The sequence below is a fragment of the Parasalinivibrio latis genome (assembly GCF_036825535.1).
In the GTDB taxonomy this organism is placed as follows: Bacteria; Pseudomonadota; Gammaproteobacteria; order Enterobacterales; family Vibrionaceae; genus Parasalinivibrio; species Parasalinivibrio latis.
Window position 1 is genome coordinate 569,976 of record NZ_CP098812.1, and the last position, 25,558, is coordinate 595,533.

The window sequence follows — 25,558 nt, forward strand, 5'->3', positions numbered from 1 at the left end:
GGTGCAGGTAAAGAAAGTTTGGGCAAAGCTTCTGCTTTTGAGTGTTTTTCTGGGTTTTTTATCTGGATGTGCCCGGAATACGCCTGCACCTGTCCACAGCGTAAAACCTGATTACAATGACTTGAAGCGGGGAAGCTACCGCGGCAGTTATTATCAGGTACAGAAAGGCGATACCCTGTATTTTATTGCTTACATCAGTGACCAGGATGTCAAAGACCTGATAGCCCGCAATGATCTCTCTCCTCCCTACACTATTTACCCCGGACAGAAGCTGAAACTCTGGGGAGATGTCTATGTTCCTCCAAACTATGGCAAAAAAGGTGAAAACTCCGGCGGAGAGGGTATCACTGTTGCGACGGCGGGAGCTGCGGTTGCTGGCACTGCTGCCGTTGCTGCCGGTGCAGGATCTGTAGCTGCAAAAACAACGGCTGTAAAAACACCTTCAAAACCAATTGGTAAGAGTTCTAACTCTAAAACAGGATCTTCTCCTGCAGCCAAGCAAGACGGCAAAAAATATCCATCAAAAAATAAGTCTGATTATGCGACAGATGGCAAAAAAAGGGTTGAACCCCAAAAAGCCAAGGAGTACAGTCAAGAAACAAAAAGTAAAAAAAATGTTACAAAACCTGTCAGTAAAGCTTCCGGTAAGCTAGCGTGGAGTTGGCCTACAAAAGGAAGAGTCATCGCTGGATTTTCCAGTTCTGAAACAGGTAATCGTGGCATTGATATCGCTGGCAAGCGTGGTCAAGCCATCGTCGCAGCGGAGTCCGGTAAGGTGGTATATGCCGGTAATGCGCTGAGAGGATACGGGAATTTAATCATTCTTAAACACAATGATGATTACCTAAGTGCTTATGCCCACAACGACCGGCTTTTGGTCAGGGAACAACAAGTAGTAAAGAAAGGTCAGAAGATCGCCGCAATGGGTAGCTCAGCTACAGACAGCGTTCGACTGCACTTTGAAATACGCTACAAGGGTAAATCGGTCAACCCGATTAGATACTTGCCCAGACAATAATCTGACAGAGGAAGCTGTACTGTCCTTGCTGCTATGCATACGGGAGGCGCTATGAGTCAGAACAACACTGCGACCAAGCTTGACGTCTTTGAAGAGGATGTCGACGCAACTGACTTGGAGCTGGAAGTAGAAGCCGAGGAGGAGGTAGTTGCAGAGGCTGCACCCGTTGCGGTTACGCAACGTGCACTGGATGCTACTCAGCTCTATCTTAGTGAAATCGGTTTTTCACCCCTTTTGACCGCTGAAGAAGAAGTTTTCTATGCGCGTCGGGCACTTCGTGGAGACGAAGCAGCCAGAAAACGGATGATTGAAAGTAACCTCCGCCTGGTGGTGAAAATCTCTCGCCGTTACATCAACCGCGGTCTTGCGCTGTTGGATTTGGTTGAGGAAGGAAACCTCGGTCTTATCCGTGCGGTCGAAAAGTTCGACCCAGAGCGTGGATTCCGTTTCTCCACCTATGCGACTTGGTGGATCCGCCAGACTATCGAACGCGCCATCATGAACCAGACCCGCACCATCCGTCTGCCTATCCATGTGGTGAAAGAGCTGAATGTCTACCTGCGTACTGCCCGTGAACTGGCCCAAAAGCTGGATCATGAGCCCACAGCAGAAGAGATTGCCCAGCAACTCGACAAGCCGGTGGAAGACGTCGATCGTATGCTGCGCCTGAATGAGCGTATCAGTTCAGTGGACAATCCGCTGGGCAGTGATAACGACAAGGCACTTCTGGATGTGATTCCGGATGAGAAAGAAAGCAGTCCGGAGATGAGCACCCAGGACAACGATCTCAAACAGTCTATTGTGTACTGGTTAAGTGAGTTGAACCCGAAGCAGCGTGAAGTACTGGCCCGCCGTTTTGGCCTGCTTGGACATGAAGCTGCAACGTTGGAAGATGTTGGTCGTGAAATCGGTCTTACCCGTGAACGTGTTCGACAGATTCAGGTAGAAGGGTTGCGTCGTCTTCGTGAAATGTTGACCCATCAGGGTTTGGATGTTGAGTCACTTTTTGAGGTTGAGGTTCCTTAACCCCCCCACTTTCTAATCAACATTCAAGGAAAAGGCGCCCTCTGGCGCCTTTGCTTTATCAGGGGCTTGTTTTACCCGTCAGGTGTAATTTTTTGCTATACCATTCCCTTCAGTTTATACAGCAAATCTAATGCAGCCCTTGGTGTCAGATCATCCGGGTTGATTCCCTGAAGAGCCAGTTCAACCTCGCTCGGTTCCGGGATCAGTGACAGTTGGGATGCCGGGTGACCAATTGGCTGGGATGTCGGGTTCGCCGCAACTTCCTGCCCGATAGCCTCCAGTTCCTGCAACTTCTGGCGGGCTCGCTGAATAACGGCTTTGGGTACGCCGGCAAGCCCAGCTACAGCCAGACCGTATGATTTGCTGGCAGCGCCTTCCTGTACCGCATGCATGAAAGCTATCTCATCGCCATGCTCGACTGCATCAAGGTGGACATTGGCAAGCCCCTCCATCATGGACGCCAGTTCGGTCAGTTCAAAATAGTGGGTGGCGAACAGGGTCATGGCTTTCAGTTTGTCAGCCAGCCACTCCGCACTTGCCCATGCCAGTGACAGTCCGTCGTAAGTACTGGTGCCCCGGCCTATTTCATCCATCAGTACCAAGCTGTGCTCAGTCGCGTTGTGGAGAATATTTGCCGTCTCGGTCATTTCAACCATAAAGGTCGAACGGCCGGATGCAAGGTCATCCGATGCGCCGATACGGGTAAAAATACGGTCGACCGGCCCCAGAGTTGCTGCTTCTGCCGGTACGTATGAGCCGATATGTGCAAGCAGGGTAATAAGGGCTGTCTGGCGCATATAGGTGGATTTACCGCCCATGTTAGGGCCGGTAATAATCAGCATCCGGCGGTCCGGGCTGAGCTCCGTCGGGTTGGCGATAAAGGGCTCACTTGATACCTGCTCAACCACCGGGTGACGACCGGCGGTAATGCTCACCCCCGGCTCTTCCACTAAGGATGGGCGGCAGTAATTCAGGGCTTCGGCACGTTCTGCCATGTTGCAGAATACGTCCAGCGTCGCCAGGGCAAGGGATGCAGACTGGAGCTGTTCGAGGTGCGGAAGGAGAAGGTCAAACAGTTCCTCCCACAGGCGTTTTTCCAAAGCCAGTGCATTGGATTTTGAGTTAAGTACCTTGTCCTCGTGTTCCTTGAGCTCAGGGATAATGTACCGCTCGGCATTTTTAAGTGTCTGGCGGCGTACATAGTGTGGGGGAACAAGGTGGCTCTGGCCTCTGCTGACCTGGATATAAAAACCATGCACCTGGTTAAAGCCCACTTTCAGGGTATCAATACCGTGGCGGTCACGCTCGCGTAGTTCCAGCTCTTCCAGGTAACGGGTCGCACCGTCGGAGAGTTCGCGCAGTTCATCAAGCTCACTGTTGTACCCTGGTGCAATGACGCCACCGTCGCGGATTACAACCGGGGGCGCTTCAACAACAGCGCGCTCCAGCAGTTCACACAGATCTGGCATTGGGGAACAGGCTGCAGCAAGGCCTTTGAGCGCTGGTTCAGCGGTTTCTTCCATCAAGGTTTCAATTTCAGGAAGCTGCTGGAGGGCACCGCGCAGGCGGGTCATATCCCGTGGGCGGGCGGAACGCAGTGCCAGTCGGGCAAGTACGCGCTCCATATCTCCCACGTTACGCAGTACGCCGGACAATTCAGCATGCAGGCCACTGTCCTTGAGGTCTGTGATGGCATCAAGACGGGCGTTGAGCAATTTACGGTCGCGGATCGGCTGGTGGATCCAACGTTTTAACAGACGGCTGCCCATAGCCGTGGTGGTTTTGTCCAGCACGTCAGCGAGAGTGTTGTCGAGGCCGCCTGAGAGATTCTGTGTCAGTTCCAGGTTGCGGCGGGTTGCGGCATCCAGAATCACGCTGTCATCCTGGCTCTCTTTGACCAGAGAGCGGATATGGGGAAGCGCAGTGCGCTGGGTGTCTTTTACGTATTGTAATACGCAACCTGCGGCAGCCAGCCCCAGTTCACACTTTTCGACGCCAAAACCGACAAGGTCACGGGTACCAAACTGTTGGGTAAGTTGCTGGCGGGCCGTGTCGACATCAAATTCCCATACCGGGCGACGGCGGATCCCTTTGAACGACTCGATCAGCACCATCTGGCTGAAGTCTTCCGGGTAGAGGAGCTCTGCCGGGCGGGTGCGTTGCAGTTCTGCCTGCATGGCCTCTTCAGTTTGGGGTTCAGTCAGCAAAAAACGGCCGGAGGTAATATCCAGCGTGGCAAAACCGAATTTGCCTTTGAATTCATAGATGGCCGCAACCAGGTTATCGACCCGCTCATGGAGCAGGGCCTCGTCGGTCACAGTGCCGGGGGTAACAATACGGACGACCTGACGCTCTACCGGACCTTTGCTGGTTGCCGGGTCGCCGATTTGCTCACAGATTGCTACCGGTACACCGAGTTGAACCAGCTTGGCAAGGTAGCCTTCAACAGCATGGTAGGGCACACCGGCCATTGGAATCGGTTCACCGGCAGATGCGCCGCGTTTGGTAAGGGATATTTCCAGCAGCTGGGATGCCCGCTTGGCATCGTCATAAAACAGCTCGTAAAAGTCTCCCATACGGTAAAACAGCAGCTCATCAGGATGTTGCGCCTTAATCTTAAGGTACTGCTGCATCATCGGGGTGTGTTTTTCCAATACTTGATGTGTCACGATTCCGCCTGCACACTGTCATTTTTAAGTTCCGGGCGCTAAGGATACGTGAATCATCCCAGTGCCGCAAAACGGGGAAAGCATAAAGTGGAAAGCCTTTATACCCTGTCAGAAACCTTGGGTGAAAGCCTGACAGCCAAGCATGCCACAGTTACTACAGTGGAGTCCTGTACCGGTGGCGGTATCGCCTATGTGATCACGGATACAGCAGGCAGTTCCGGGTGGTTCGAACGTGCTTTTGTCACCTACAGCAATGAAGCCAAAAACCAGATGGTCGGGGTGAAAAACGAAACCCTGGCCGACCACGGTGCAGTCAGTGAGGATGTGGCACTTGAGATGGCGTTGGGAGCGCTTGCCGAATCTGGTGCGGATTATTCACTGGCAGTGAGCGGCGTCGCCGGGCCAAGTGGCGGAACAGACGAAAAACCGGTCGGTATGGTTTGCTTTGCCTGGGCAGGGAAAGATGGCTGGCGCCAGACTGAAACCTGTTATTTTGACGGAAACCGCCGGGCGGTACGCCACCAGACGATCGCTTTTTCACTCAATACCCTGATACTTCACCTGAAAGATTGAGTTGGAAATATTTGACCCGGCAAAGATTTCTGTGCCGGGATCGCAAAAATTTTTATCCAGGTATGGACACTGTATAAATGGACAGTATACTTACCTGCAGTTAATCAAGATTTACCGCATCCGCTGGAGATAGGAATGGACGATAACAAGCAGAAGGCGCTTTCGGCTGCCCTCAGCCAGATTGAAAAGCAATTCGGTAAAGGCTCTATCATGCGCCTGGGCGATGACCGCACTCTGGACATTGAAACCGTATCTACCGGTTCCCTGTCACTGGATATCGCATTGGGTGTTGGTGGCCTGCCTTATGGTCGTATCGTTGAGATCTACGGTCCTGAATCATCAGGTAAAACCACACTGACTCTCCAAATCATCGCGGAAGCCCAGAAGCAGGGTAAGACCTGTGCCTTTATCGATGCCGAGCACGCACTGGATCCTGTATATGCAGGCAAACTGGGTGTACAGATCGACAACCTGCTGGTATCCCAGCCGGATACCGGTGAACAGGCGCTGGAAATTGCAGATGCGCTGGTTCGCTCTGGTGCGGTAGATGTGGTTATCGTCGACTCCGTTGCAGCCCTGACACCAAAAGCTGAGCTTGAAGGTGAAATGGGTGACTCTCACGTAGGTCTGCAGGCACGTATGCTGTCTCAGGCGATGCGTAAGCTGACCGGTAATATCAAGAACAGCAACACCCTGATGATCTTTATCAACCAGATCCGTATGAAGATCGGTGTGATGTTTGGTAACCCGGAAACAACTACCGGTGGTAACGCACTTAAGTTCTATGCCTCGGTTCGTCTGGATATCCGTCGTATCGGCTCTATCAAAGAAGGCGATGAGGTAGTGGGTAACGAAACCCGCGTTAAAGTAGTGAAGAACAAGGTCGCCGCGCCGTTTAAGCAGGCTGAATTCCAGATCATGTACGGCGAAGGTATCAACCTGTACGGTGAGCTGATTGATCTGGGTGTGAAGCACAAGCTGGTTGAGAAATCCGGTGCCTGGTACAGCTACAAAGGCGACAAGATTGGCCAGGGTAAGGCAAATGCCACCAAGTTCCTGAAAGAACATACTGAAATCAAGAACGAGATCGAAACATCCCTGCGTCAGATGCTGCTGACCGGCCCGACAACAGACAGCCTGGCCGCTGCACCTGAAAATGAAATTCTGGAAGGGGAAGACTTCTGAGTCTCTCCGCCCGAGAAGTCGCGGTAGGGCTGCTGTCCCGCCGTGACCATTCCGTAAAAGAGCTGCGCCAGAAATTGGCGCAGCGTTCGTTTGCGGCCAATGAAATTGATGAAGCCATTGCCCATTGTGAGCACTATGGCTGGCTTAACGATGCCCGGGTTGCCGAAATGCTGCTTCGCCATGGCATCAGTAAAGGGCATGGGCTGAGCCGTATCCGTCAGGACTGCCAGCGCAAAGGTATCAGTGCCAGCCTAACTGATCAGGCAACAGAATCGCTGGAGTTTGACTGGTACGAACATGCAAGGGAAATTGCCACGCGGAAATTCGGAGTGCTGGGAGAACTGACGAAAGCGAAAGACCCAAAAGAGCATGCCAAACGGATGCGTTATCTCCAGTACCGTGGTTTTGACTTTGACCAGATTCGTTACGCGCTCAACCCTGAAGACTGATCGATTAACCCTTCTCCCTTTCCTGCAATATATTCACTCAAACCGGACAATTTACGCATCGCTGGCGCGAAAACTTTGCGCATTGGCGATGGTTGTTTACAATGACCGCTACTTTGACAACGACCAGTGCCACATAAAGGCATTGTGTTGCTAGCAGAACCAAAAACTCCAGGAATTGCCAATGTATATGAGCACTGACGAGATTCGCCGCGCGTTTCTCGATTACTTTGCCAGCAAAGGTCACCAGGTGGTGTCCAGCTCATCGCTCGTGCCTGCGAACGACCCGACTCTGCTGTTCACCAACGCAGGTATGAACCAGTTCAAAGATGTTTTCCTTGGTATGGAAAAGCGTGGCTACTCCCGCGCAACAACCGCTCAGCGTTGTGTCCGTGCCGGTGGTAAGCACAACGACCTGGAAAACGTTGGCTTTACAGCCCGTCACCATACTTTCTTCGAAATGCTGGGTAACTTCAGCTTCGGTGATTACTTCAAGCACGATGCTATTCCCTTCGCATGGGAATTTCTGACCGGTACCCTCGGCCTGCCAAAAGACCGCCTGATGGTAACCGTGTACGAAACTGATGACGAAGCGTTTGAAATCTGGAACAAGCAAATTGGTGTTCCGGCTGACAAGATTGTCCGCATCGGCGACAACAAGGGTGCACCATACGCATCAGATAACTTCTGGCAGATGGGTGACACTGGCCCTTGTGGTCCTTGTACTGAGATTTTCTATGACCACGGCGACCACATCTGGGGCGGTCCTCCAGGATCACCAGAAGAAGACGGTGACCGTTTCATCGAAATCTGGAACATCGTGTTTATGCAGTTCAACCGTCATGCTGACGGCCGTATGGAACCGCTGCCTAAGCCTTCTGTTGATACCGGTATGGGTATTGAACGTGTTGCTGCCATCATGCAGGGCGTTCACTCAAACTACGAAATCGACGTATTCCAGACACTGATCAAAGCGGCTGCTGAAGTGATTGGTTACCAGGACCTGTCCAACCAGTCTCTGCGTGTTGTGGCTGACCACATCCGCTCATGTGCCTATCTGATTGCTGACGGCGTAATGCCTTCAAACGAAGGTCGTGGCTACGTGCTGCGCCGTATCATCCGTCGTGCAGTCCGTCATGGAAACAAACTGGGTGCACAGGGTGCCTTCTTCTACAAGCTGGTGGGTGTACTTGCCGATGTGATGGGTACTGCCGGTGAGGAAGTGAAGCAGCAGCAGGCCATGATTGAAAAAGTGCTGAAGATCGAAGAAGAAAACTTCGGCCGTACACTTGATCGTGGTATGGCACTTCTGAATGACGCACTGGATGGCCTGGAAGGCAACGTACTTGACGGTGAAACCGTCTTCAAACTGTACGACACCTACGGTTTCCCTGCTGACCTGACCAACGATGTTGCCCGTGAACGCGGCTACAGCATTGATGAGGAAGGTTTCGAGACTGCGATGGAAGCCCAGCGCCAGCGTGCCCGTGAAGCGGGTAACTTCGGTGCAGACTACAACGCAATGATCAAAGTTGACGGTACGTCTGCGTTCCAAGGCTACGAAGGTACGGAAGGTCAGGGCACCATTACCCATATCTTTGTTGACGGTGCAGCAACTGAAATGCTGGCTACCGGCGATGAAGCGGTAATCATCCTGGATGAAACCCCGTTCTATGCCGAGTCAGGCGGCCAGGTGGGTGATGCGGGCTTCCTGCAGACCGAAACCGGACGCTTTGAAGTGACTGACACCCAGAAGTACGGCAACGCCATCGGCCATATCGGTAAGCTGGTTGACGGTACTATCAACGTTGGTGAGACTGCGAAAGCATCCGCTGATGCTGGCCGCCGTCAGGCGACAGTCCTGAACCACTCAGCCACCCACCTGATGCACGAAGCACTTCGCATCGTCCTGGGTGACCATGTGGCTCAGAAAGGCTCTCTGGTACGTGCAGATGGCCTTCGTTTTGACTTCTCTCATCTGGAAGCGGTTAAACCGGAAGAGCTGCGTGCCGTTGAAAAGATGGTCAATGATGAAATCCGTGCCAACCACGCGGTTGAAACAGAAATCATGGATCTGGAAGCGGCCAAGGCGAAAGGTGCAATGGCACTGTTCGGTGAGAAATACGATGAGAAAGTACGCGTGCTTAGCATGGGTGACTTCTCAACCGAACTGTGTGGTGGTACCCACGCCAAGCGTACCGGTGACATCGGTTACTTCAAGATTCTTTCTGAAGGTGGTATTGCTGCCGGTGTACGCCGTATCGAAGCGGTAACCGGTGCGCAGGCTGCCGAAGTTATCTATGACCAGCAGAGCCAGTACCAGCAAAAACTGACTGATGCCCAAAGCCGTGCCAAGCATCTGGAAAAAGAAATCCAGCAGCTGAAAGACAAGCTGGCGGCACAGGAAAGCGCAGGTCTTATCAACAAGGTTGAAGAGATCAATGGCGTTAAGGTCCTGGTATGTCAGTTGAACGGTGCTGATAACAAAGCGTTGCGTACCATGGTTGACGATCTGAAAAACCAGATGGGCAGCGGTGTGGTTCTGCTTGGCAATGTTGCCGATGATAAAGTTGGCCTTATCGCCGGTGTAACCAAAGACCTGACTGGCAAAGTAAAAGCCGGTGAACTGGTCAACCTGGTTGCCCAACAAGTTGGCGGTAAGGGCGGTGGTCGTCCTGATATGGCACAGGCTGGTGGTACAGATGCAGCAGCATTGCCTGCAGCACTGGACTCAGCAAAGCCATGGCTGACTGAGCGTCTGTAATCGGTTACATACTGCTTACAAATGAAAATGAGAAAGGCTCCCTTCATGGGAGCTTTTTTTGTCATATTTTTTCATCAATTTTGTTGGCAGGATCACACTTTATGTGTATAGTTCAGCGCCTAAACGACAACAGTTGATTAAACCTCGAGCAATGTGGGTTGGGTCACTGAAAGTTGTCTAGTGTCAAATGTTCGGGAACATTTTGGAATTCCAGTAGGAAATTGGTGAGAATTACCGCTTTGGCTGGTAGCTTTTCTCGCCAGCTTTATGGCTTTGTTGCGACAAATGCTTCATAGTGTTGAGTGGCAAAGGGATAGGTTTCTGTCTTTACTTGGAATTCCTTGCAGTAGTGTAATTTGGTGGCATAACATACTGTCTGAGTTGTAGATTACAGCCTACTATCTTGTCCGTTGACCCGAATATTCAACGTTGACAGCACCTAAATTGCCGGAATGTGCTTCATTGATGTTGGCAGCACATTCGGAACTGTTCCTAGAAACGACGTAAGTTGAGATGACTCAAGGAGTGGAAGAATGCTGATTTTGACTCGTCGCGTTGGTGAAACGCTGATGATTGGTGATGAAGTCACCGTTACTGTACTGGGCGTTAAAGGTAACCAGGTTCGCATCGGTGTAAACGCACCGAAAGAAGTTTCTGTACACCGCGAAGAAATCTACCTGCGTATTCAGGCAGAAAAAGGTAACCCAGCGCAGTCTACCGGCAACTACTAATTTAGTTGTCAGGCGCTGAAAAGACCGATATTAAATCGGTCTTTTTGGTTTCTGGAGATCGGAAACCTTTCCGTTGGCAGAGCAAAATCTGCTGGCAGGCAAAATTAACGGGTGCGTGATGGATTTTTCCTGTGAATAGGAAAGAAACACCACTTTTGCGAAGCGAATGGGCTTGTTGCAGAAAGCGCACAGATTGACACGAAAAATGTGGAATATTTTAAGAAAAGGCTAATAATCGTACGTGGTTGGGCGATAATTACGCAATCGCACTGCGGTTGGCCACTTTTCTTAAGAAAGTGTTTGACATATTTCCGTGCAAAAGTAATATTTGCCCCCGCACCACGGTGAGGTGGCCGAGAGGCTGAAGGCGCTCCCCTGCTAAGGGAGTATACGGTTTGTAGCCGTATCGAGGGTTCGAATCCCTCCTTCACCGCCATTTCCTTTTTGGAATTCATTGAGGTTTTGGCAAGTGCATTACGCGTCCGTAGCTCAGCTGGATAGAGTACCTGGCTACGAACCAGGCGGTCGGAGGTTCGAATCCTCCCGGACGCGCCATCTTCCTGTTGGAAGATACGAATTTTAAAGAATTGTGCGCTCGTAGCTCAGCTGGATAGAGTACCTGGCTACGAACCAGGCGGTCGGAGGTTCGAATCCTCCCGAGCGCGCCATTTTCAAGTGTGGTGAGGTGGCCGAGAGGCTGAAGGCGCTCCCCTGCTAAGGGAGTATACGGTTTGTAGCCGTATCGAGGGTTCGAATCCCTCCTTCACCGCCATTCTTCTTCAACGCATCCGTAGCTCAGCTGGATAGAGTACCTGGCTACGAACCAGGCGGTCGGAGGTTCGAATCCTCCCGGATGCGCCATATTCTCTTCACGGACGACCTCCAAGTTATCAGGACGATAGCGAACCGACAGCGCGCTCGTAGCTCAGCTGGATAGAGTACCTGGCTACGAACCAGGCGGTCGGAGGTTCGAATCCTCCCGAGCGCGCCATTTTTCTCCAAGGACGAACACAAGTTATCCGGACGATAACGACCCGATCAGCGCGCTCGTAGCTCAGCTGGATAGAGTACCTGGCTACGAACCAGGCGGTCGGAGGTTCGAATCCTCCCGAGCGCGCCATTTTCTCCAAGGACGATTACAAGTTATCCGGACGATAACAACCCGATCAGCGCGCTCGTAGCTCAGCTGGATAGAGTACCTGGCTACGAACCAGGCGGTCGGAGGTTCGAATCCTCCCGAGCGCGCCATTTTCTTCCTTCTTCTCCTGTATTCCCAACAATTTCCCACTCAAATCCTTAATTCCCGAATAATTCTCTTTACCTTAACCGCAATTCACTTCGTTGATTGTTTATTCATATCGTAAAGATCTGCGTATTTCCCCTTGAGATACATTTTCCCGGTCATACCAATTCTTGTTTACGAGACGCGTAGCAAGCCATACAGGTTAGCGCGAGTGAGAAGTCCTATCCTTATTTGCTGTGCTGGCTCGCAAAAATCGCGGGAAACCTTAATTTCCTCCAAATAACGCGACCAAAAATTACCACCTTTCGACACCTTCAATTCCCTTTGTGAAAAAGTAAAATTATTTGCGCAGCATATCTGACTGAATAAATGTGTATTGCGCCGCAGAAGAGCTCGCTTCGTCTTAAATATGCAAGATTTTCGTGTTTTTGTGAGCAGTACTTGACCAGCTATTAGAGATAATTGTTATTATTTTGCGGCCTAGAGGGGAGAATAGGCGCGATTGATATATTTTTGTTAACAATTGCCTGTCCGCGCATTTACAAATGGCTGTGGCTGTTTTTTGTGTGCGGAGATGCACGTAACTAGGAAACAGTACTATGGAGTTAGGCGCTGTATTGGAAGAAGCGTTGGCCTTAATGCTGATAGGGATGTCAGTGGTTTATGCGTTTCTTGGACTTCTGGTCATTACCGTCAAACTGATCTCTCGCCTCGTACCTGAGGAGCAGCCACCACAAGCTGCGACGGCGGTACAACCTGCCACAAATCATAACAACTCGGCTGCACCTGACGTAATTGCTGCGATTTCGGCAGCGGTTCATCAGTACCGTAACCGTAATAAGTGACGGGAATAAAATAGTTTTATTACATGGAGTTTACACCTATGTCGAAGCCACTAGCTATCACGGATGTGGTGTTGCGTGATGCGCACCAGTCGTTGTTTGCAACTCGGATGCGCATTGACGATATGTTGCCTATTGCGGCCGAGCTGGATGATATCGGTTACTGGTCACTGGAAACATGGGGTGGGGCCACCTTTGATGCCTGCATCCGTTTTCTCGGTGAAGATCCTTGGGTTCGCCTGCGCGAACTGAAAAAGGCGATGCCTAAAACCCCAATGCAGATGCTGCTTCGTGGCCAGAACCTGCTTGGGTACCGTCACTATGCTGACGATGTTGTCGACAAGTTTGTCGAGCGTGCCCATGCAAATGGTATGGACGTTTTCCGTATCTTTGACGCGATGAACGACCCGCGTAACTTTGAACGTGCGGTAAAAGCCGCCATCAATGTTGGCGCTCATGCCCAGGGTACCATTTCTTATACCACCAGCCCTGTACATACCCTGGATACCTGGACTGACCTTGCCAAGCGACTGGAAGATATGGGTTGCCACTCGCTATGTATCAAGGATATGTCCGGCCTGTTGAAGCCTTATGAAGCGGAAGAGCTGATTAAGCGCATTAAAGCGTCTACCGACATTCCTCTGGCATTGCACTGCCATGCCACTACCGGCCTTTCTACTGCGACCGCCGTTAAGGCTGTTGAGGCAGGGCTGGATATCCTGGATACCGCTATCTCTTCAATGAGCCAGACTTACGGCCATACCCCGACAGAAACTGTTGTGGCGATGCTGGAAGGCACAGAGCGTGACACCGGCCTGAAGCTTGAGCAGATTGAACCTATCGCGGCTTACTTCCGTGAGGTGCGTAAGAAGTACGCCAAGTTTGAAGGTGCCCTCAAGGGTGTTGATTCCCGAATCCTGATCGCCCAGGTTCCGGGTGGCATGCTTACCAACATGGAAGGCCAGCTCAAAGAACAGGGAGCTGCTGACCGTATTGATGAGGTACTGGAAGAGATCCCTCGCGTGCGTAAGGATCTGGGTTACATCCCACTGGTGACACCGACTTCACAGATCGTTGGTTCCCAGGCGGTGATTAACGTCCTGACCGGTGAGCGTTACAAGTCCATCACCAAGGAAACCCAGGGGCTCCTGAAAGGCGAATACGGTAAAGCTCCGGCAGAGTTGAACGCTGAGCTTCAGGCTCGCGTGCTTGATGGTAAGGAAGCGATTACCTGCCGTCCGGCTGACCTTCTTGAAGCTGAGCTAGAGAAACTGACCGGCGAACTGAAAGCCAAAGCCTCTGATGAGGGTATCAGCCTGGCAGAGAGTGAAGTGGACGATGTACTTACGTATGCTCTGTTCCCTCAGGTTGGCCTCAAGTTCTTGAAAAACCGCGGCAACCCGGATGCATTTGAGCCAGCGCCGACCGCCGAAAGTGCGAAACCGGCTGCGCCAGTACCTGCTGCGGCACCTGTTGCCGGTGGTGTTGAAAACTACAGCGTTCGCGTAAACGGGCAGGTTTATGAGGTTGAAGTGGGCCCTGGTGGTCAGCTGACATCTGTTGTTGCCTCTCCTGTACCTGCTGCAACACCAGCACCAGTCGCACCGTCCGGCAATGTTGAGACCGTAGCCGCACCGCTTGCCGGCACTATTTTTAAAGTGGTGGCGGGTGCCGGCTCTGCAGTAGCCGAGGGTGACGTACTTATCGTGCTGGAAGCGATGAAGATGGAAACGGAAATCCGCGCCTCCCGCGCAGGTACCGTGCAGGATGTCCATGTTCGTGAAGGTGACTCAGTGACTGTGGGTGCATCCCTGGTCAGCCTGGCATAAGAGGACGACATGGAAGGCTTGATTACACTGTGGCAAGGGACCGGGCTGGCTAATTTCCACTTTGGCCAGCTGATCATGATTGCCGTTGGCTGTGTGCTGCTGTTCCTGGCGATTCGCAAGGGCTTTGAGCCCTTGCTGCTTCTGCCTATTGGCTTCGGTGCTATCCTGGCTAACATCCCGGAAGCGGGCTTTACCGATCCGGGTGGTGTGCTGTACTACGTCTATGAAGTGGGTATCGGAACCGGTGTGTTCCCGCTGCTGATCTTTATGGGCGTGGGAGCCATGACGGACTTCGGTGCTCTGATTGCCAACCCTCGTACCCTGTTCCTGGGTGCGGCGGCACAGTTTGGTATTTTCGCTACCCTGTTTGGTGCGATTTTGCTGAACCTGGTGCCGGGGATGGAGTTCACCCTGGCTGATGCTGCAGCAATCGCCATCATCGGTGGTGCAGACGGCCCGACCGCTATCTTCCTGGCAAGTAGGCTGGCGCCGGATCTGCTGGGTGCCATCGCAGTAGCGGCTTACAGCTATATGGCTCTGGTTCCGATTATCCAGCCGCCTATCATGAAGGCGCTGACTACCCCGGCAGAGCGTCAAATCCAGATGAAGCAGCTCCGCCACGTCGGAAAAGCGGAGAAGGTTCTCTTTCCACTCGGCGTATTAGGCATGGCTATTCTGTTCCTGCCATCGGCAACACCACTGGTTGGTATGTTCTGTCTTGGCAACCTGATGCGTGAATGTGGTGTGGTGGATCGTCTGTCAAAAACTGCCCAGAATGAACTGATCAACGTCGTGACCATCTTCCTTGGTCTGGCTGTGGGATCCAAACTTCAGGCGGATAAGTTCCTTAAGTTTGAAACTCTGGGTATTCTGGCGCTGGGTGCTGTTGCATTCTGCATCGGTACAGCAACGGGCGTTATCATGGCCAAGCTGATGAACAAGTACAGCAAAGAGCCAATTAACCCATTGCTGGGTGCGGCAGGCGTATCAGCTGTACCTATGGCGGCGCGGGTAGTGAACAAGGTTGGCCTGCAGGCAAACCCACACAACTTCCTGCTGATGCATGCCATGGGGCCAAACGTGGCAGGCGTGCTGGGTTCAGCAGTTGCAGCCGGTGTGTTGTTGGCGCTTGTACAGTAGCCTTTAACATACTGAGACAGAAAAGGCGGGTGGCTTCATGGTCATCTGCCTTTTTTTTATGTACCTTTTCTGGGTACTAAAATAACTTGATATCAACCAGATTAATCAGTCGATAATCCTGACTGGTTAAAGCCCCATTCAGCCCGATAAGGATATCTCATGTCGAATAATATGACTCTGGTGATTACTGCATTTGGTGGTCCTGAAACACTTGCCCCTGTGTTTAAGGATATACCTGAGCCTGCCGCCGGAGAGGTGCTGGTACGAGTGGAATTTGCCGGGGTGAACCCAATTGACGCCAAAACCCGGGCAGGCCTTGGGTGGGCGGCCCAGCAAAACAAGGATAACCTGCCATGGACCCCTGGCTATGACATGGCTGGGGTGATTGTCGCCACGGGAGAAGGTGTAGAAGGTCTTGAAGCCGGCCAGCGTGTCGCTGGGTTGGTAGGATTCCCCGGTCAGGGAGGAGCTTACTCCCAATATCTGGTTACTGCTGCCGACACGCTTTCAGTCGTCCCTGAAACTGTCAATGCACAGACAGCAGCGGCATTGCCTGTTGCCGGGCAAACTGCCTGGCAGGCGCTTGAAAAAGCCGGAGTAAAGGCCGGGGAGAAGGTGCTTATCCTGGCTGGTGCCGGTGGTGTGGGACATGTAGCCATACAGCTTGCTAAAGCCCTGGGGGCGGATGTCTTTGCATCGTGCTCACAAACCAACGTTGGTTTTGTCCAGGCCCTGGGGGCGTCAGCGGTGGACTATACCGCTGGTGATATTGCCGGGCAAGTCAGCGACTGTGATGTGCTGATAGACCTTGTCGGGGGCAATGTGGGTATCGCTGCCCTGGATACACTGAAAGAAGGTGGCCGGGTAGTGACTATTCCGACCATTACTGCTGAAGCGGTGAAAGAAGCTGCCGGAGAAAAAGCCCTTGAGGCAGACGGGATGCTTGTATCCCCCAGCAAAGCGCAGATGGATTCCTTGCTGGAGATGGCTGACAGTGGGAGATTGCTGGTTTCTGTCGGCGGGAAGTATCCGCTGGAGCAGGGGGCTCAGGCACACAGCGTGATTGAAAGTGGCCACGTGCGGGGTAAACTGCTGCTGGAAATGCCCAACTGACTTTGCCAGGGAGGCTTGGTTTCAAACCGAGAATAAACAATAAGGCACGAAAAAGTGCCGATGGAAGATTGTGGTTAAGGAGAGACAATGAGTGCGCTATATGACAGCTATGATGCCTTGATTTTTGACTTGGATGGTACCGTGCTGGACTCGATGGAAGGGCATTTGGCCGCCTGGAGAAAAGTGGCCCAATCCCACGGGTTCCACATCGAGGACGACTGGTACCACTCCCTTGGCGGGTCACCTACCATCCGGACCGCCACGCTGCTGGTGGAAAAGTTCAGCCTGGGTGTTTCCCCCCAGCAGCTGGCAGACGAAAAAGCCGCCTATTTTATGGAAGTGATGGAAGACCATATCAATGAACTGCCTTTTGCCGATGTGGTTCGCCGCTACACCGGTTTGAAGCGTATGGCTGTCGGCACCGGCACACTGACAGAAATTGCGAACAGAATGTTGGATAAAGCCGGTCTCCTTAATTGCTTCAATGTGGTGGTAGGGGCGGATCAGGTAGATAACCACAAGCCGGCCCCGGATACCTTCTTGGCCTGCGCCCGGGCCCTGAATGTAAGGCCGGTTGACTGTTTGGTCTTTGAAGATGCCGATTTTGGCATCCAGGCAGCAGAGGCTGCCGGGATGGATGTCGTTGATGTAAGGAAAGCGCGTGTCGAGCCTGTTTGACGGGCTGTTGTCAGGTGTAGGAACGCTAATCACTCAAGGACCCGGCGCACTGTGGGTACTGTTTTCCACTGGATTTCTCAGTGCCACGTTGCTGCCCGGAGGCTCGGAAGCCAATTTAATCGCCCTGTTGCAGGCCGGACACTTCCCGGTCTGGCAACTTGTCGTTGTGGCGACACTTGGCAATACCTTAGGGGGAATGACCAACTACTGGATTGGCCGTTTCCTGCCAAATAAAACTTCCGGTGAAAAACATGGTCATAAGGCAATGCAGTGGCTGGAAAAATACGGCTACTGGGCTTTGCTTCTCAGTTGGATGCCGATTATCGGTGATCCGCTTTGCCTTGCAGCAGGCTGGTTGCGCCTCCGACAACGCTGGTGCTGGCTGATGATTGCTACCGGAAAAGCAGCGAGATATATGCTGCTCTCACTACTGACATTAGGACTATTTTAATGCGCAAGACTCTTGTTGCCCTGTCTCTGCTCTCTCTGATGGGATGCAGCGCCTTGACAGAAAACAACCCCATGCGCCTGCCTGATGGCGTGAACCTGGTCGAGCAGGGGGGAACCGCAAAAGACGGTGTCGAAATTCCCTATCAGAAATATCGCCTGAAAAATGGCCTTACCGTGGTGCTGCACGAAGACCACTCCGACCCTATTGTCAGCGTGGACGTAACTTACCATGTAGGTTCTGCCCGTGAAGAATTGGGTAAGTCGGGTTTTGCGCATTTCTTTGAACACATGATGTTCCAGGGGTCAGAGCATGTTGGTGACCAGGAACACTTCCGCTTGATCACTGAGGCGGGTGGCACCCTTAACGGCACGACTAACCGTGACCGTACCAACTACTATGAAACCGTACCCGCCAACCAGTTGGAAAAAGCCCTGTGGCTGGAATCAGATCGTATGGGCTTCCTGTTAGGGGCCGTTTCCCAGCGTAAATTCGAAATCCAGCGCGCCACAGTGAAAAACGAACGGGCACAGAGCTACGACAACCGCCCATACGGCCTTGCCGGTGAGCGGACTATGGAAGCCCTGTACCCGGAAGGCCACCCTTATTCCTGGATGCCGATTGGCTATGTAGAAGACCTCGACCGGGTAACCGTCAATGACCTGAAAGATTTCTTCCTGCGCTGGTATGGCCCGAATAATGCGACCCTGACTATCGGCGGTGATATTGACCCTGCCCAGACCCTTGCCTGGGTAAACAAATACTTCGGTGATATTCCGGCAGGCCCGGAAGTGAATGCGCCGGAAAAACAGCCGGTAAAATTGGCCAAAGACCGATATGTCACCCTGGAAGATAAAATCCAGCAGCCGATGCTCAGCATGACCTGGCCTACAGAATACCAGGGGGCGAAGAGTGAGTACCCGCTGTATATGTTTGCCTCTGTACTTGGCAGCGGCCGGAACAGCCTTCTCTACCAGGAACTGGTCAAAACCGGCAAAGCACTCAGTGCCGGAGCCTATCAGGACTGTGGTGAGATCTCCTGTACCTTTAATGTTTACGTACTGGCGAACCAAGGTGAGCCGCTGGCACCGCTTCGCAAAGATGTGATGGATATCCTTAATGGGGTTGCCAGGAAGGGCGTCAGTGAAAAATCGCTGGAAGAAGTAAAAGGCCAGACTGAAGCCAACGCAATTTTTGGCCTGCAAAGTGTCGCCGGGAAAGTATCCCAACTGGCAGAGTATGAAACCTTCTATGGTACGCCGGGCAAACTGCCAACGTTGCTTGCCACCATGAATGGCGTAACGGTGAAAGATGTCGAGGGAGCTTTCAATACCTTTATTTACCAGAAGCCCAATGTAACCCTGAGTGTGGTGCCCCAGGGCAGTTCCCAGTTAGCTGCCGCAAAAGACAACACCCCTCCGCCCAAGCGTGATTTCAAGATCAGCACGGTATCCGCTGACCAATTGAAGTTACGGGAAACCCCGGTCACTTTTGACCGCAGCATTATCCCGCCGGTCTCCGGCCCGGTGTCTGTCAAAGTGCCATCGCTTTACCATGCCGTACTGAAAAATGGTATTTCTGTCGCTGGTACTGTCAGTGCAGAAACACCGACCATCAGCCTGACACTGCAAATGCCGGCAGGCAGCAACTACGATCCGGAAGGCAAGGCCGGCCTGGCTGAACTGACAGCAGCACTGGTTGGGGAAGGTACCCGGCAGCGTACGGCAGAGCAGCTTGAATCAGAGTTGGACAAACTTGGCAGCAGTGTGAGCTTTTCTGCTGGCAGGAATTACAGCAAGTTGATGGTCAGCACCCTGACTAAAAACCTGGGTGAAACCCTGAAAATTGCCAGGGAGCAGCTTGAAGACCCGGCTTTCAACCAGGCTGATTTTAACCGGGTGAAGCGCCAGGTGCTGGAAGGCATTACGTTTGACCATAACAGCCCGCAGTGGATGGCAAGACAGGCGACCCGCGAAGTACTCTATGGTAATACACGCTGGGAGCAGCCGTCTGACGGCACGATTGAAAGCGTGAAGAAACTGACCCTCGCTGATGTAAAAGCCTTCTATAAAGCACATTACACGCCGAAAGGTGCAACCCTGGTGGCAGTTGGCGACATCGGCAAACCGGCGTTGATGAATGCTGTCAGTGCGCTGGACAGCTGGCAGGGCCCGGCAGTGCCTGCGTTTGTACCGCCGTCCCTTTTGCCGGAAGGAAAGCAAACTATCTGGCTGGTGAATAAGCCTTCTGCGCCGCAGAGCGTAGTACGTTTCGTGCGCCGTGCATTGCCTTACGATGCCACCGGCGAGATGTTCAAGGCGAGCCTGTCCAACTTCAACCTGGCTGGTAATTTTAACTCGCGTCTGAACCAGAACCTGCGTGAAGACAAGGGTTATACCTACGGTGCCAGCGGTTACATCGGTGGTGGAAAAAACAGCGGCATTGCCATGTTCCAGGCGCAGGTAAGGGCCGATGCGACCGTACCATCCATTGAAGAAACCCTGAAAGAGCTCAGGAAAGCGAGTACCAAAGGGTTTACCGACAAAGAGGTCGCATTTATGCGCCAGGCTGTCGGTCAGCAGGAAGCACTTAAATACGAAACCCCTTCCAATAAAGCTGGTCTCATCGCGACAATGCAGGACTTTAACCTGACTCCGGCTTACCTGGACAAGCAAAACCGGATAATTAAAACCATTACCCGCAGTGAATTGAATTCGCTGGCTTCGAAGTGGTTTAACCCGAATGATTACCAAATCATCGTGGTTGGGGATGCTAAATCCCTCAAGCCACAGCTGGAAAAGCTGGGCATTCCGGTAAAAATGTTGAAAGTCGAAGGCTGATAACGCCTTAGCACCGTTAAGTGGAGGAGGGGCAACCCTCCTTTTTTGCACGTTTGCGAAAGGTATCAAGGGTGGGAAAACAGTTTTGTTAGTAAATTGGGACGATTTGGGAAGAAATTTGCTGCAAAGCAGGTCCAGAATAGGATCAAATGATAAAGAGATGCGGGAATTGCCCCTGCTTGTTGTGAATCCGGGCAATGATTGTGCCCCCAGAGTTTGTTGGTTATCATGCCGGGCAAACTCTGCAGACTAGAACGAGAACAGCCTTGATGGAATTTGCTCAACGGTTGCAGCTGCTGGCTGACAATCCGGCCGTTTTAAAAGGTATTGGCCGAGGCCTGGAAAGGGAATCCCTCCGAATTTCGCCTGAGGGAAAACTCTCCGCAAAACCACATCCATCTGCGCTGGGTTCTGCACTTACCCACAAGTGGGTGACGACAGACTTCGCAGAGTCCCTGCTGGAATTTATTACCCCGGTCAGTCACTCCGTTGATGAGCTGATGGCCCAACTCGAAGACATCCACCGTTTTACCTTCCATCATCTCGGCGATGAAATGCTGTGGCCGCTGTCTATGCCATGCTATGTGGGCGATGAAGACGATATCGTTCTGGCGCAGTACGGCAACTCAAATGTCGGCCGAATGAAAACGCTCTACCGCGAAGGCCTCAAGCGCCGCTATGGCAGCGTGATGCAGATTATCTCCGGTGTTCACTTTAACTTTTCCCTGCCGGAGTCCCTGTGGGATGTGCTTTTCGGCGAGCAAAGCCAAGAAGAGCGCCAGGCATCCGTATCTGACGCCTATTTCGGTGTGATCCGTAATTATTACCGTTACGGTTGGATGATCCCTTACCTGTTTGGGGCATCGCCTGCGCTGTGCGGCTCTTTCCTTAACCAGGCCGGTTCCAAGCTGCCATTTGAGACAGTCGGTCAAGGTACCAAGTACCTGCCTTATGCCACATCACTTCGCCTGAGTGACCTCGGTTACACCAACAGTGCCCAGAGTGTGCTGCGCATCGGGTTCAATGGCATTGACCAGTATCTTGATGGCCTGCGCTCCGCCATCCGTACTCCGTCTGAGGAATTTGCTGAGATTGGGGTGAAGGTTGACGGTGAATACCGCCAGCTCAACACCAACGTTCTCCAGATTGAGAATGAACTTTATGCCCCAATCCGGCCGAAACGCGTTGCGAAGAGTGGTGAAAAACCTTCAGAAGCACTCTCCCGCGGCGGTGTGGAGTATATTGAAGTCCGCTCACTGGACGTCAACCCGTTCAGTCCTGTTGGTATGGAAGAAGACCAAGTCCGGTTCCTTGATCTGTTCCTTATCTGGTGTGCTCTGTCTCCCTCTCCGGATATGACTGATTGCGAGCTCAGCTGCTGGCGCGAAAACTGGAACAAGGTTGTTCTGGAGGGCCGCAAGCCAGGACTGACACTCCGTATCGGTTGTGACGGTGAAGAGTTGACCCAGCGTGAATGGGGCCACCGCGTATTTGCAGAGCTCCGTGAGTTGGCTGAGCTGATGGATGCAGCCAAAGGTGGGGACGCTTACAAGAAATGTTGTACCAAGCTCGAAGGCTGGTTTGATGATCCGTCGCAGACGTTTTCTGCCCGCATCCTGGAAGAAATTAAAGCCAAGCAAAGCATCGGTACAGTGGGCCTGGACCACGCTGCTTCATATAAAAAAGCCCTTGCTGGCAACGAATACCGGTTCTACAGCGAAGCGCAATTCGCAGAGGAGTCAGCAGAGAGCCTTCTCCGCCAGAAAGCGGTGGAAGAGGGTGATACTGTGGACTTTGATGCCTTTCTTGCTGATTACTTCAAAGACATCCGCTGACCGACAAGGTAAGCTTTGCCTTAACAATAAAACCGGGCCCTGTTATGGGCCCGTTTCTTTCACACTTTTCAGGGAACTGCCATGAACGGACGACAGCGATTGATTTTGCTGCCGGTACTTGCAGCACTGTTTTTGACAGGCTGTGTTGCCAGCCCGCCGAGGGACAGGGACAACATTTGCGAGATCTTCCGGGAAAAACCCGATTGGTATGAAGACGCAGTAGACTCCCAGGATGAGTGGGGTACCCCGATTCAGGTTTCCATGGCAATCATGCGCCAGGAAAGTAATTTTGTTGCCGATGCCAAGCCGCCGAAAAATTATGTACTTGGTTTTATTCCCTGGGGACGAGTGAGCAGTGCCTACGGTTATGCGCAGGCGCAGGATCCTGCATGGGAAGATTACCAGCGTGCCACTGACAACGGTGGATCCCGGACTGATTTCGGTGACGCTATCGACTTTATCGGCTGGTATACCAATGAAACCCATAAGATCCTCGGGATTTCCAAGTGGGATACCTACCGCCAGTATCTCGCCTATCATGAAGGTAGGGGCGGATACAAACGCGGTACCTATAAACGAAAACCACAGTTGATCCGGGTAGCCAGAAAAGTAGAAAATTACGCCAAGCGTTATGGCGGGCAATTGAGAAGCTGCCGCAAGGAACTGGAAGATAACCGTAGCTGGTGGCCATTTTAATCTATCGGCCGACAGCTGCTATCAAGGAGAGAAGCAATGCCATTACTGGACAGTTTTACTGTTGACCACACCCGTATGAATGCTCCGGCTGTTCGTGTCGCCAAGACGATGACCACGCCGGGTGGCGATACCATCACCGTCTTTGACCTGCGTTTCTGCGTCCCCAATGAAGAGATCCTGACTGAACGTGGTATCCACACACTGGAGCACCTGTTTGCCGGGTTTATGCGCAACCACCTCAACTCAGACCGTGTAGAGATTATCGATATCTCACCAATGGGCTGCCGTACCGGTTTTTATATGAGTCTTATAGGTACGCCGTCTGAAGAAGAGGTCGGGCGTTGCTGGGAAGCGGCGATGGGAGATGTGCTCAAAGTCGAAGAGCAGAACAAAATCCCCGAACTTAATGAATACCAGTGTGGCACCTTTACCATGCACTCGCTGGACGAGGCCAGGGACATTGCGCGCAATATTCTCGACCGAGGTGTGAGCGTCAACAAGAATGACGATCTGGCTTTGCCGAAAGAAATGCTGCAACAGCTAAAAGTCGATTAATCCCTGCCAGATTTGCATAAGCCCCGGTATTCGGGGCTTTTAACCTCACCATATAAGCCCCTCCGATTTTTGTCTCAATAGCGTTACAGTCATTGAAATTTCATTTTTGCTCACAAAATATACTGTATATTTAAACAGTGTTATTCATCTGGAAAAACAAGGAGAGCGATATGGAAGTGAAAAACAACCCGGTTGGCTGGTTCGAAATTTCTGTTGATGACATGGACCGGGCTGTCGGTTTCTATGAATTCCTCCTGGGTTACAAGCTGGAGCTTCACGATATGGAGGGCAGCCAGATGGCATGGTTCCCACAGCCTGTCGAAGCCAACGCCTATGGAGCCACCGGCACGCTGATTAAAGCAGAGGGCTGCCGCCCTTCTATGGACGGCAATAATATCTATTTCAGTGTCGACAATATCGAGGCATGTTGTGATCGTGCCAGTGAGGCTGGTGGCTCTGTGATATTGCCGAAAACCAGTATTGGCGAGCACGGCTTTTTTGCCCTGATCCGTGATACGGAAGGCAACCGGGTTGGTATTCACTGCATGAGCTAAACGGGTGTAATGAAAACACGTTGACCGGTTAACCCTTGATGGTTTGGGTATAAAAACAGCAGCTTCGGGCTGCTGTTTTTTTTATCTGCTTTCATTACACTGAAATGAGGTGTGCTACGGAAAGCCCTTATGAACCTGGATATAAACCCGATTTCTACGGATGCCCCGCTGATTGCGGTGGTTGATGATTCTGATGTGCTGTGCGACATGCTGTGCGAGCTGTTGCAGGATGAAGGTTTCAGGGCAAGGGGTTACCTTTCAGGGCAGGAAGCACTGGATGGTGTTAAAACTGAGAAGCCGGAACTTATCCTGCTGGATATTGAAATGCCGGGCATGGACGGTTTTGAAGTCTGCCGTAAACTGAAAGCCAACCCAGAGTCGGCGGATATCCCGGTGCTGGTTATCAGCAGTTACAGTGAAATTGATGACAAGCTGAAAGCGTTTGAGTGCGGGGCGGTAGATTATGTCACCAAGCCAATCCAGCTTTCTGAAGTGAATGCCCGCATCCGGACCCACCTTGCGCTTCGCCATACCCAGCAGGAGCTGGCAGAAAAAAACCGGGCACTGACGGCCACGCTTGATGAACTAAAGGATACCCAGCAACAACTTGTCCAATCGGAAAAAATGGCCTCACTGGGCCAGCTGGTTGCCGGGGTTGCCCATGAGATTAATAACCCGGTCAGCTTTATTGTCGGAAACACCCATATTCTCCAGCGAAACCTGCAACGCATTGGGGAGTACCTCGATATGGTCCACAGTGATCCCAATGCCCCGGAAACCTCAGAAAAACGGCGTTCACTGCGTATCGACAGCATTGTCGGGGATCTTCTTCCGCTGGTGGGGGACATAGAGGAAGCGTCGCAGCGTGTCGGTGCCATCGTGGAAGATTTAAGAACCTTCTCGGCCCGGCAGGAGAGCGAAAAGATCATGGTAGACCTTGCCGATGTTGCCGGTCTTGCCGTGCGTTGGGTGAGCAAGAGCCGGCCGGAAGATGGCACCATTTCATTGAGCATTCCCGAAGGCCTGATGGTACAAGGACACAGTGGCCAGCTCACCCAGGTATTGGTTAACCTGCTCAACAATGCACTGGATGCGGCGGCAGAGTCAGGCCAACCGGAGGTCCGGGTAGAGGGCGGTACGGAAGGTGAGAAAACCTGGCTGTCGGTCACCGACAACGGACCGGGTATCCCGGATGACCGGATCCATCAGATTTTCGATCCCTTTTACACCACCAAGAAAGTCGGTGAGGGCACCGGACTGGGGCTTTCCATCAGCTACGGGTTAGTAGCTGAGCATGGTGGGACGCTGGAAGCTGAAAACCTCGCTGGAGGCGGAGCGAGATTTGTGGTGAGTCTGGGTCAGCAGTAAACACC

General features: G+C 52.3%; 20 protein-coding genes and 8 tRNA genes. 27 read left to right on the plus strand and 1 reads right to left on the minus strand.

From position 1 onward, the window contains the following. Position 1 precedes the first annotated feature (1 nt). Together NF212_RS02915 and rpoS are read left to right on the plus strand one after the other, a co-directional pair. Complete coding sequence (locus tag NF212_RS02915; protein ID WP_434358670.1) at positions 2-1,018, plus strand: peptidoglycan DD-metalloendopeptidase family protein; 1,017 nt, start codon at positions 2-4, stop codon at positions 1,016-1,018. Between the two features lie 51 nt (positions 1,019-1,069). Continuing rightward, positions 1,070-2,044: an RNA polymerase sigma factor RpoS gene (gene rpoS, locus NF212_RS02920; protein ID WP_434358672.1), complete on the plus strand. Its 975-nt coding sequence runs from the start codon at positions 1,070-1,072 to the stop codon at positions 2,042-2,044. 95 nt (positions 2,045-2,139) lie between these two features. On the opposite strand, the gene mutS is transcribed toward rpoS, so the two are convergent. Then, positions 2,140-4,680, minus strand: coding sequence for a DNA mismatch repair protein MutS (gene mutS / locus NF212_RS02925; RefSeq protein WP_434360821.1), 2,541 nt, complete (start codon positions 4,678-4,680; stop codon positions 2,140-2,142). Between the two features lie 120 nt (positions 4,681-4,800). Between mutS and pncC the strand changes: the two genes are divergently transcribed. The 25 genes from pncC to NF212_RS03050 all read left to right on the plus strand — a co-directional run bounded on the left by pncC (position 4,801) and on the right by NF212_RS03050 (position 25,553). Then, positions 4,801-5,286 carry a nicotinamide-nucleotide amidase gene (gene pncC, locus NF212_RS02930; protein ID WP_434358674.1) on the plus strand — a complete coding sequence of 162 codons (486 nt, stop codon included), beginning with the start codon at positions 4,801-4,803 and terminating at the stop codon, positions 5,284-5,286. A 135-nt stretch (positions 5,287-5,421) separates the two neighbouring features. Continuing rightward, positions 5,422-6,471 carry a recombinase RecA gene (gene recA, locus NF212_RS02935; RefSeq protein WP_434358676.1) on the plus strand — a complete coding sequence of 350 codons (1,050 nt, stop codon included), beginning with the start codon at positions 5,422-5,424 and terminating at the stop codon, positions 6,469-6,471. Continuing rightward, a complete protein-coding gene (locus NF212_RS02940; protein WP_434360822.1) occupies positions 6,468-6,920 on the plus strand; it encodes a regulatory protein RecX in 453 nt (150 codons plus the stop codon). Before recA ends, NF212_RS02940 begins: the two co-directional genes overlap by 4 nt. 181 nt (positions 6,921-7,101) lie before the next feature. After that, complete coding sequence (gene alaS / locus NF212_RS02945; protein WP_434358678.1) at positions 7,102-9,681, plus strand: alanine--tRNA ligase; 2,580 nt, start codon at positions 7,102-7,104, stop codon at positions 9,679-9,681. Positions 9,682-10,214: 533 nt separating this feature from the next. Further along, positions 10,215-10,412: a carbon storage regulator CsrA gene (csrA, locus tag NF212_RS02950; RefSeq protein WP_054675212.1), complete on the plus strand. Its 198-nt coding sequence runs from the start codon at positions 10,215-10,217 to the stop codon at positions 10,410-10,412. Between the two features lie 343 nt (positions 10,413-10,755). Then, positions 10,756-10,848 (plus strand) — tRNA-Ser (locus tag NF212_RS02955). 42 nt (positions 10,849-10,890) lie between these two features. Beyond that, a tRNA-Arg gene (locus tag NF212_RS02960) sits at positions 10,891-10,967 on the plus strand. Positions 10,968-11,003: 36 nt separating this feature from the next. Beyond that, positions 11,004-11,080: transfer RNA gene (locus NF212_RS02965), tRNA-Arg, on the plus strand. Between the two features lie 11 nt (positions 11,081-11,091). Then, positions 11,092-11,184: transfer RNA gene (locus tag NF212_RS02970), tRNA-Ser, on the plus strand. A gap of 12 nt (positions 11,185-11,196) precedes the next feature. Continuing rightward, positions 11,197-11,273 (plus strand) — tRNA-Arg (locus NF212_RS02975). Between the two features lie 53 nt (positions 11,274-11,326). Further along, positions 11,327-11,403: transfer RNA gene (locus tag NF212_RS02980), tRNA-Arg, on the plus strand. Between the two features lie 52 nt (positions 11,404-11,455). Next, positions 11,456-11,532, plus strand: a tRNA-Arg gene (locus NF212_RS02985). 51 nt (positions 11,533-11,583) lie between these two features. Next, a tRNA-Arg gene (locus NF212_RS02990) sits at positions 11,584-11,660 on the plus strand. A 594-nt stretch (positions 11,661-12,254) separates the two neighbouring features. Beyond that, on the plus strand, positions 12,255-12,500 hold the full coding sequence (locus NF212_RS02995) for an oxaloacetate decarboxylase subunit gamma (RefSeq protein ID WP_054672997.1): 246 nt from the start codon (positions 12,255-12,257) through the stop codon (positions 12,498-12,500). 38 nt (positions 12,501-12,538) lie between these two features. Continuing rightward, positions 12,539-14,326, plus strand: coding sequence for a sodium-extruding oxaloacetate decarboxylase subunit alpha (gene oadA, locus NF212_RS03000; RefSeq protein WP_434358680.1), 1,788 nt, complete (start codon positions 12,539-12,541; stop codon positions 14,324-14,326). A 9-nt stretch (positions 14,327-14,335) separates the two neighbouring features. After that, positions 14,336-15,466, plus strand: coding sequence for a sodium ion-translocating decarboxylase subunit beta (locus NF212_RS03005; protein WP_434358682.1), 1,131 nt, complete (start codon positions 14,336-14,338; stop codon positions 15,464-15,466). A gap of 159 nt (positions 15,467-15,625) precedes the next feature. Beyond that, positions 15,626-16,579, plus strand: coding sequence for an NADP-dependent oxidoreductase (locus tag NF212_RS03010; RefSeq protein WP_434358684.1), 954 nt, complete (start codon positions 15,626-15,628; stop codon positions 16,577-16,579). A gap of 87 nt (positions 16,580-16,666) precedes the next feature. Then, positions 16,667-17,257, plus strand: a complete 591-nt coding sequence (locus tag NF212_RS03015; protein ID WP_434358686.1) for a beta-phosphoglucomutase family hydrolase — start codon at positions 16,667-16,669, stop codon at positions 17,255-17,257. Further along, a complete protein-coding gene (locus tag NF212_RS03020) occupies positions 17,250-17,708 on the plus strand; it encodes a YqaA family protein (RefSeq protein WP_434360823.1) in 459 nt (152 codons plus the stop codon). Before NF212_RS03015 ends, NF212_RS03020 begins: the two co-directional genes overlap by 8 nt. Beyond that, entirely contained in the window at positions 17,708-20,545 is a 2,838-nt protein-coding gene (locus NF212_RS03025) for a M16 family metallopeptidase (protein WP_434358688.1), read from the plus strand. The genes NF212_RS03020 and NF212_RS03025 overlap by 1 nt, the downstream gene beginning before the upstream one ends. 269 nt (positions 20,546-20,814) lie before the next feature. Next, positions 20,815-22,380, plus strand: a complete 1,566-nt coding sequence (gene gshA, locus NF212_RS03030) for a glutamate--cysteine ligase (protein WP_434358690.1) — start codon at positions 20,815-20,817, stop codon at positions 22,378-22,380. 81 nt (positions 22,381-22,461) lie between these two features. Next, on the plus strand, positions 22,462-23,076 hold the full coding sequence (locus tag NF212_RS03035) for a hypothetical protein (protein WP_434358692.1): 615 nt from the start codon (positions 22,462-22,464) through the stop codon (positions 23,074-23,076). A 36-nt stretch (positions 23,077-23,112) separates the two neighbouring features. Further along, positions 23,113-23,631, plus strand: a complete 519-nt coding sequence (luxS, locus tag NF212_RS03040; protein ID WP_434358694.1) for an S-ribosylhomocysteine lyase — start codon at positions 23,113-23,115, stop codon at positions 23,629-23,631. A gap of 170 nt (positions 23,632-23,801) precedes the next feature. Beyond that, the gene (locus NF212_RS03045) at positions 23,802-24,185 is read left to right on the plus strand and encodes a VOC family protein (RefSeq protein ID WP_434358696.1); all 384 of its coding nucleotides are present in this window, start codon (positions 23,802-23,804) and stop codon (positions 24,183-24,185) included. A gap of 129 nt (positions 24,186-24,314) precedes the next feature. Next, entirely contained in the window at positions 24,315-25,553 is a 1,239-nt protein-coding gene (locus tag NF212_RS03050) for a response regulator (RefSeq protein ID WP_434358698.1), read from the plus strand. Positions 25,554-25,558: the final 5 nt, after the last annotated feature.

Excerpts from the sequence above, each read along its gene's own strand:
- rpoS (WP_434358672.1), top strand. The coding sequence starts at position 1,070 with ATGAGTCAGAACAACACTGCGACCAAGCTTGACGTCTTTGAAGAGGAT.
- mutS (WP_434360821.1), bottom strand. The coding sequence starts at position 4,680 with ATGATGCAGCAGTACCTTAAGATTAAGGCGCAACATCCTGATGAGCTG.
- recA (WP_434358676.1), top strand. The coding sequence starts at position 5,422 with ATGGACGATAACAAGCAGAAGGCGCTTTCGGCTGCCCTCAGCCAGATT.
- alaS (WP_434358678.1), top strand. The coding sequence starts at position 7,102 with ATGTATATGAGCACTGACGAGATTCGCCGCGCGTTTCTCGATTACTTT.
- csrA (WP_054675212.1), top strand. The coding sequence starts at position 10,215 with ATGCTGATTTTGACTCGTCGCGTTGGTGAAACGCTGATGATTGGTGAT.
- NF212_RS02995 (WP_054672997.1), top strand. The coding sequence starts at position 12,255 with ATGGAGTTAGGCGCTGTATTGGAAGAAGCGTTGGCCTTAATGCTGATA.
- oadA (WP_434358680.1), top strand. The coding sequence starts at position 12,539 with ATGTCGAAGCCACTAGCTATCACGGATGTGGTGTTGCGTGATGCGCAC.
- NF212_RS03005 (WP_434358682.1), top strand. The coding sequence starts at position 14,336 with ATGGAAGGCTTGATTACACTGTGGCAAGGGACCGGGCTGGCTAATTTC.
- NF212_RS03010 (WP_434358684.1), top strand. The coding sequence starts at position 15,626 with ATGTCGAATAATATGACTCTGGTGATTACTGCATTTGGTGGTCCTGAA.
- NF212_RS03015 (WP_434358686.1), top strand. The coding sequence starts at position 16,667 with ATGAGTGCGCTATATGACAGCTATGATGCCTTGATTTTTGACTTGGAT.
- NF212_RS03025 (WP_434358688.1), top strand. The coding sequence starts at position 17,708 with ATGCGCAAGACTCTTGTTGCCCTGTCTCTGCTCTCTCTGATGGGATGC.
- gshA (WP_434358690.1), top strand. The coding sequence starts at position 20,815 with ATGGAATTTGCTCAACGGTTGCAGCTGCTGGCTGACAATCCGGCCGTT.
- NF212_RS03035 (WP_434358692.1), top strand. The coding sequence starts at position 22,462 with ATGAACGGACGACAGCGATTGATTTTGCTGCCGGTACTTGCAGCACTG.
- luxS (WP_434358694.1), top strand. The coding sequence starts at position 23,113 with ATGCCATTACTGGACAGTTTTACTGTTGACCACACCCGTATGAATGCT.
- NF212_RS03045 (WP_434358696.1), top strand. The coding sequence starts at position 23,802 with ATGGAAGTGAAAAACAACCCGGTTGGCTGGTTCGAAATTTCTGTTGAT.
- NF212_RS03050 (WP_434358698.1), top strand. The coding sequence starts at position 24,315 with ATGAACCTGGATATAAACCCGATTTCTACGGATGCCCCGCTGATTGCG.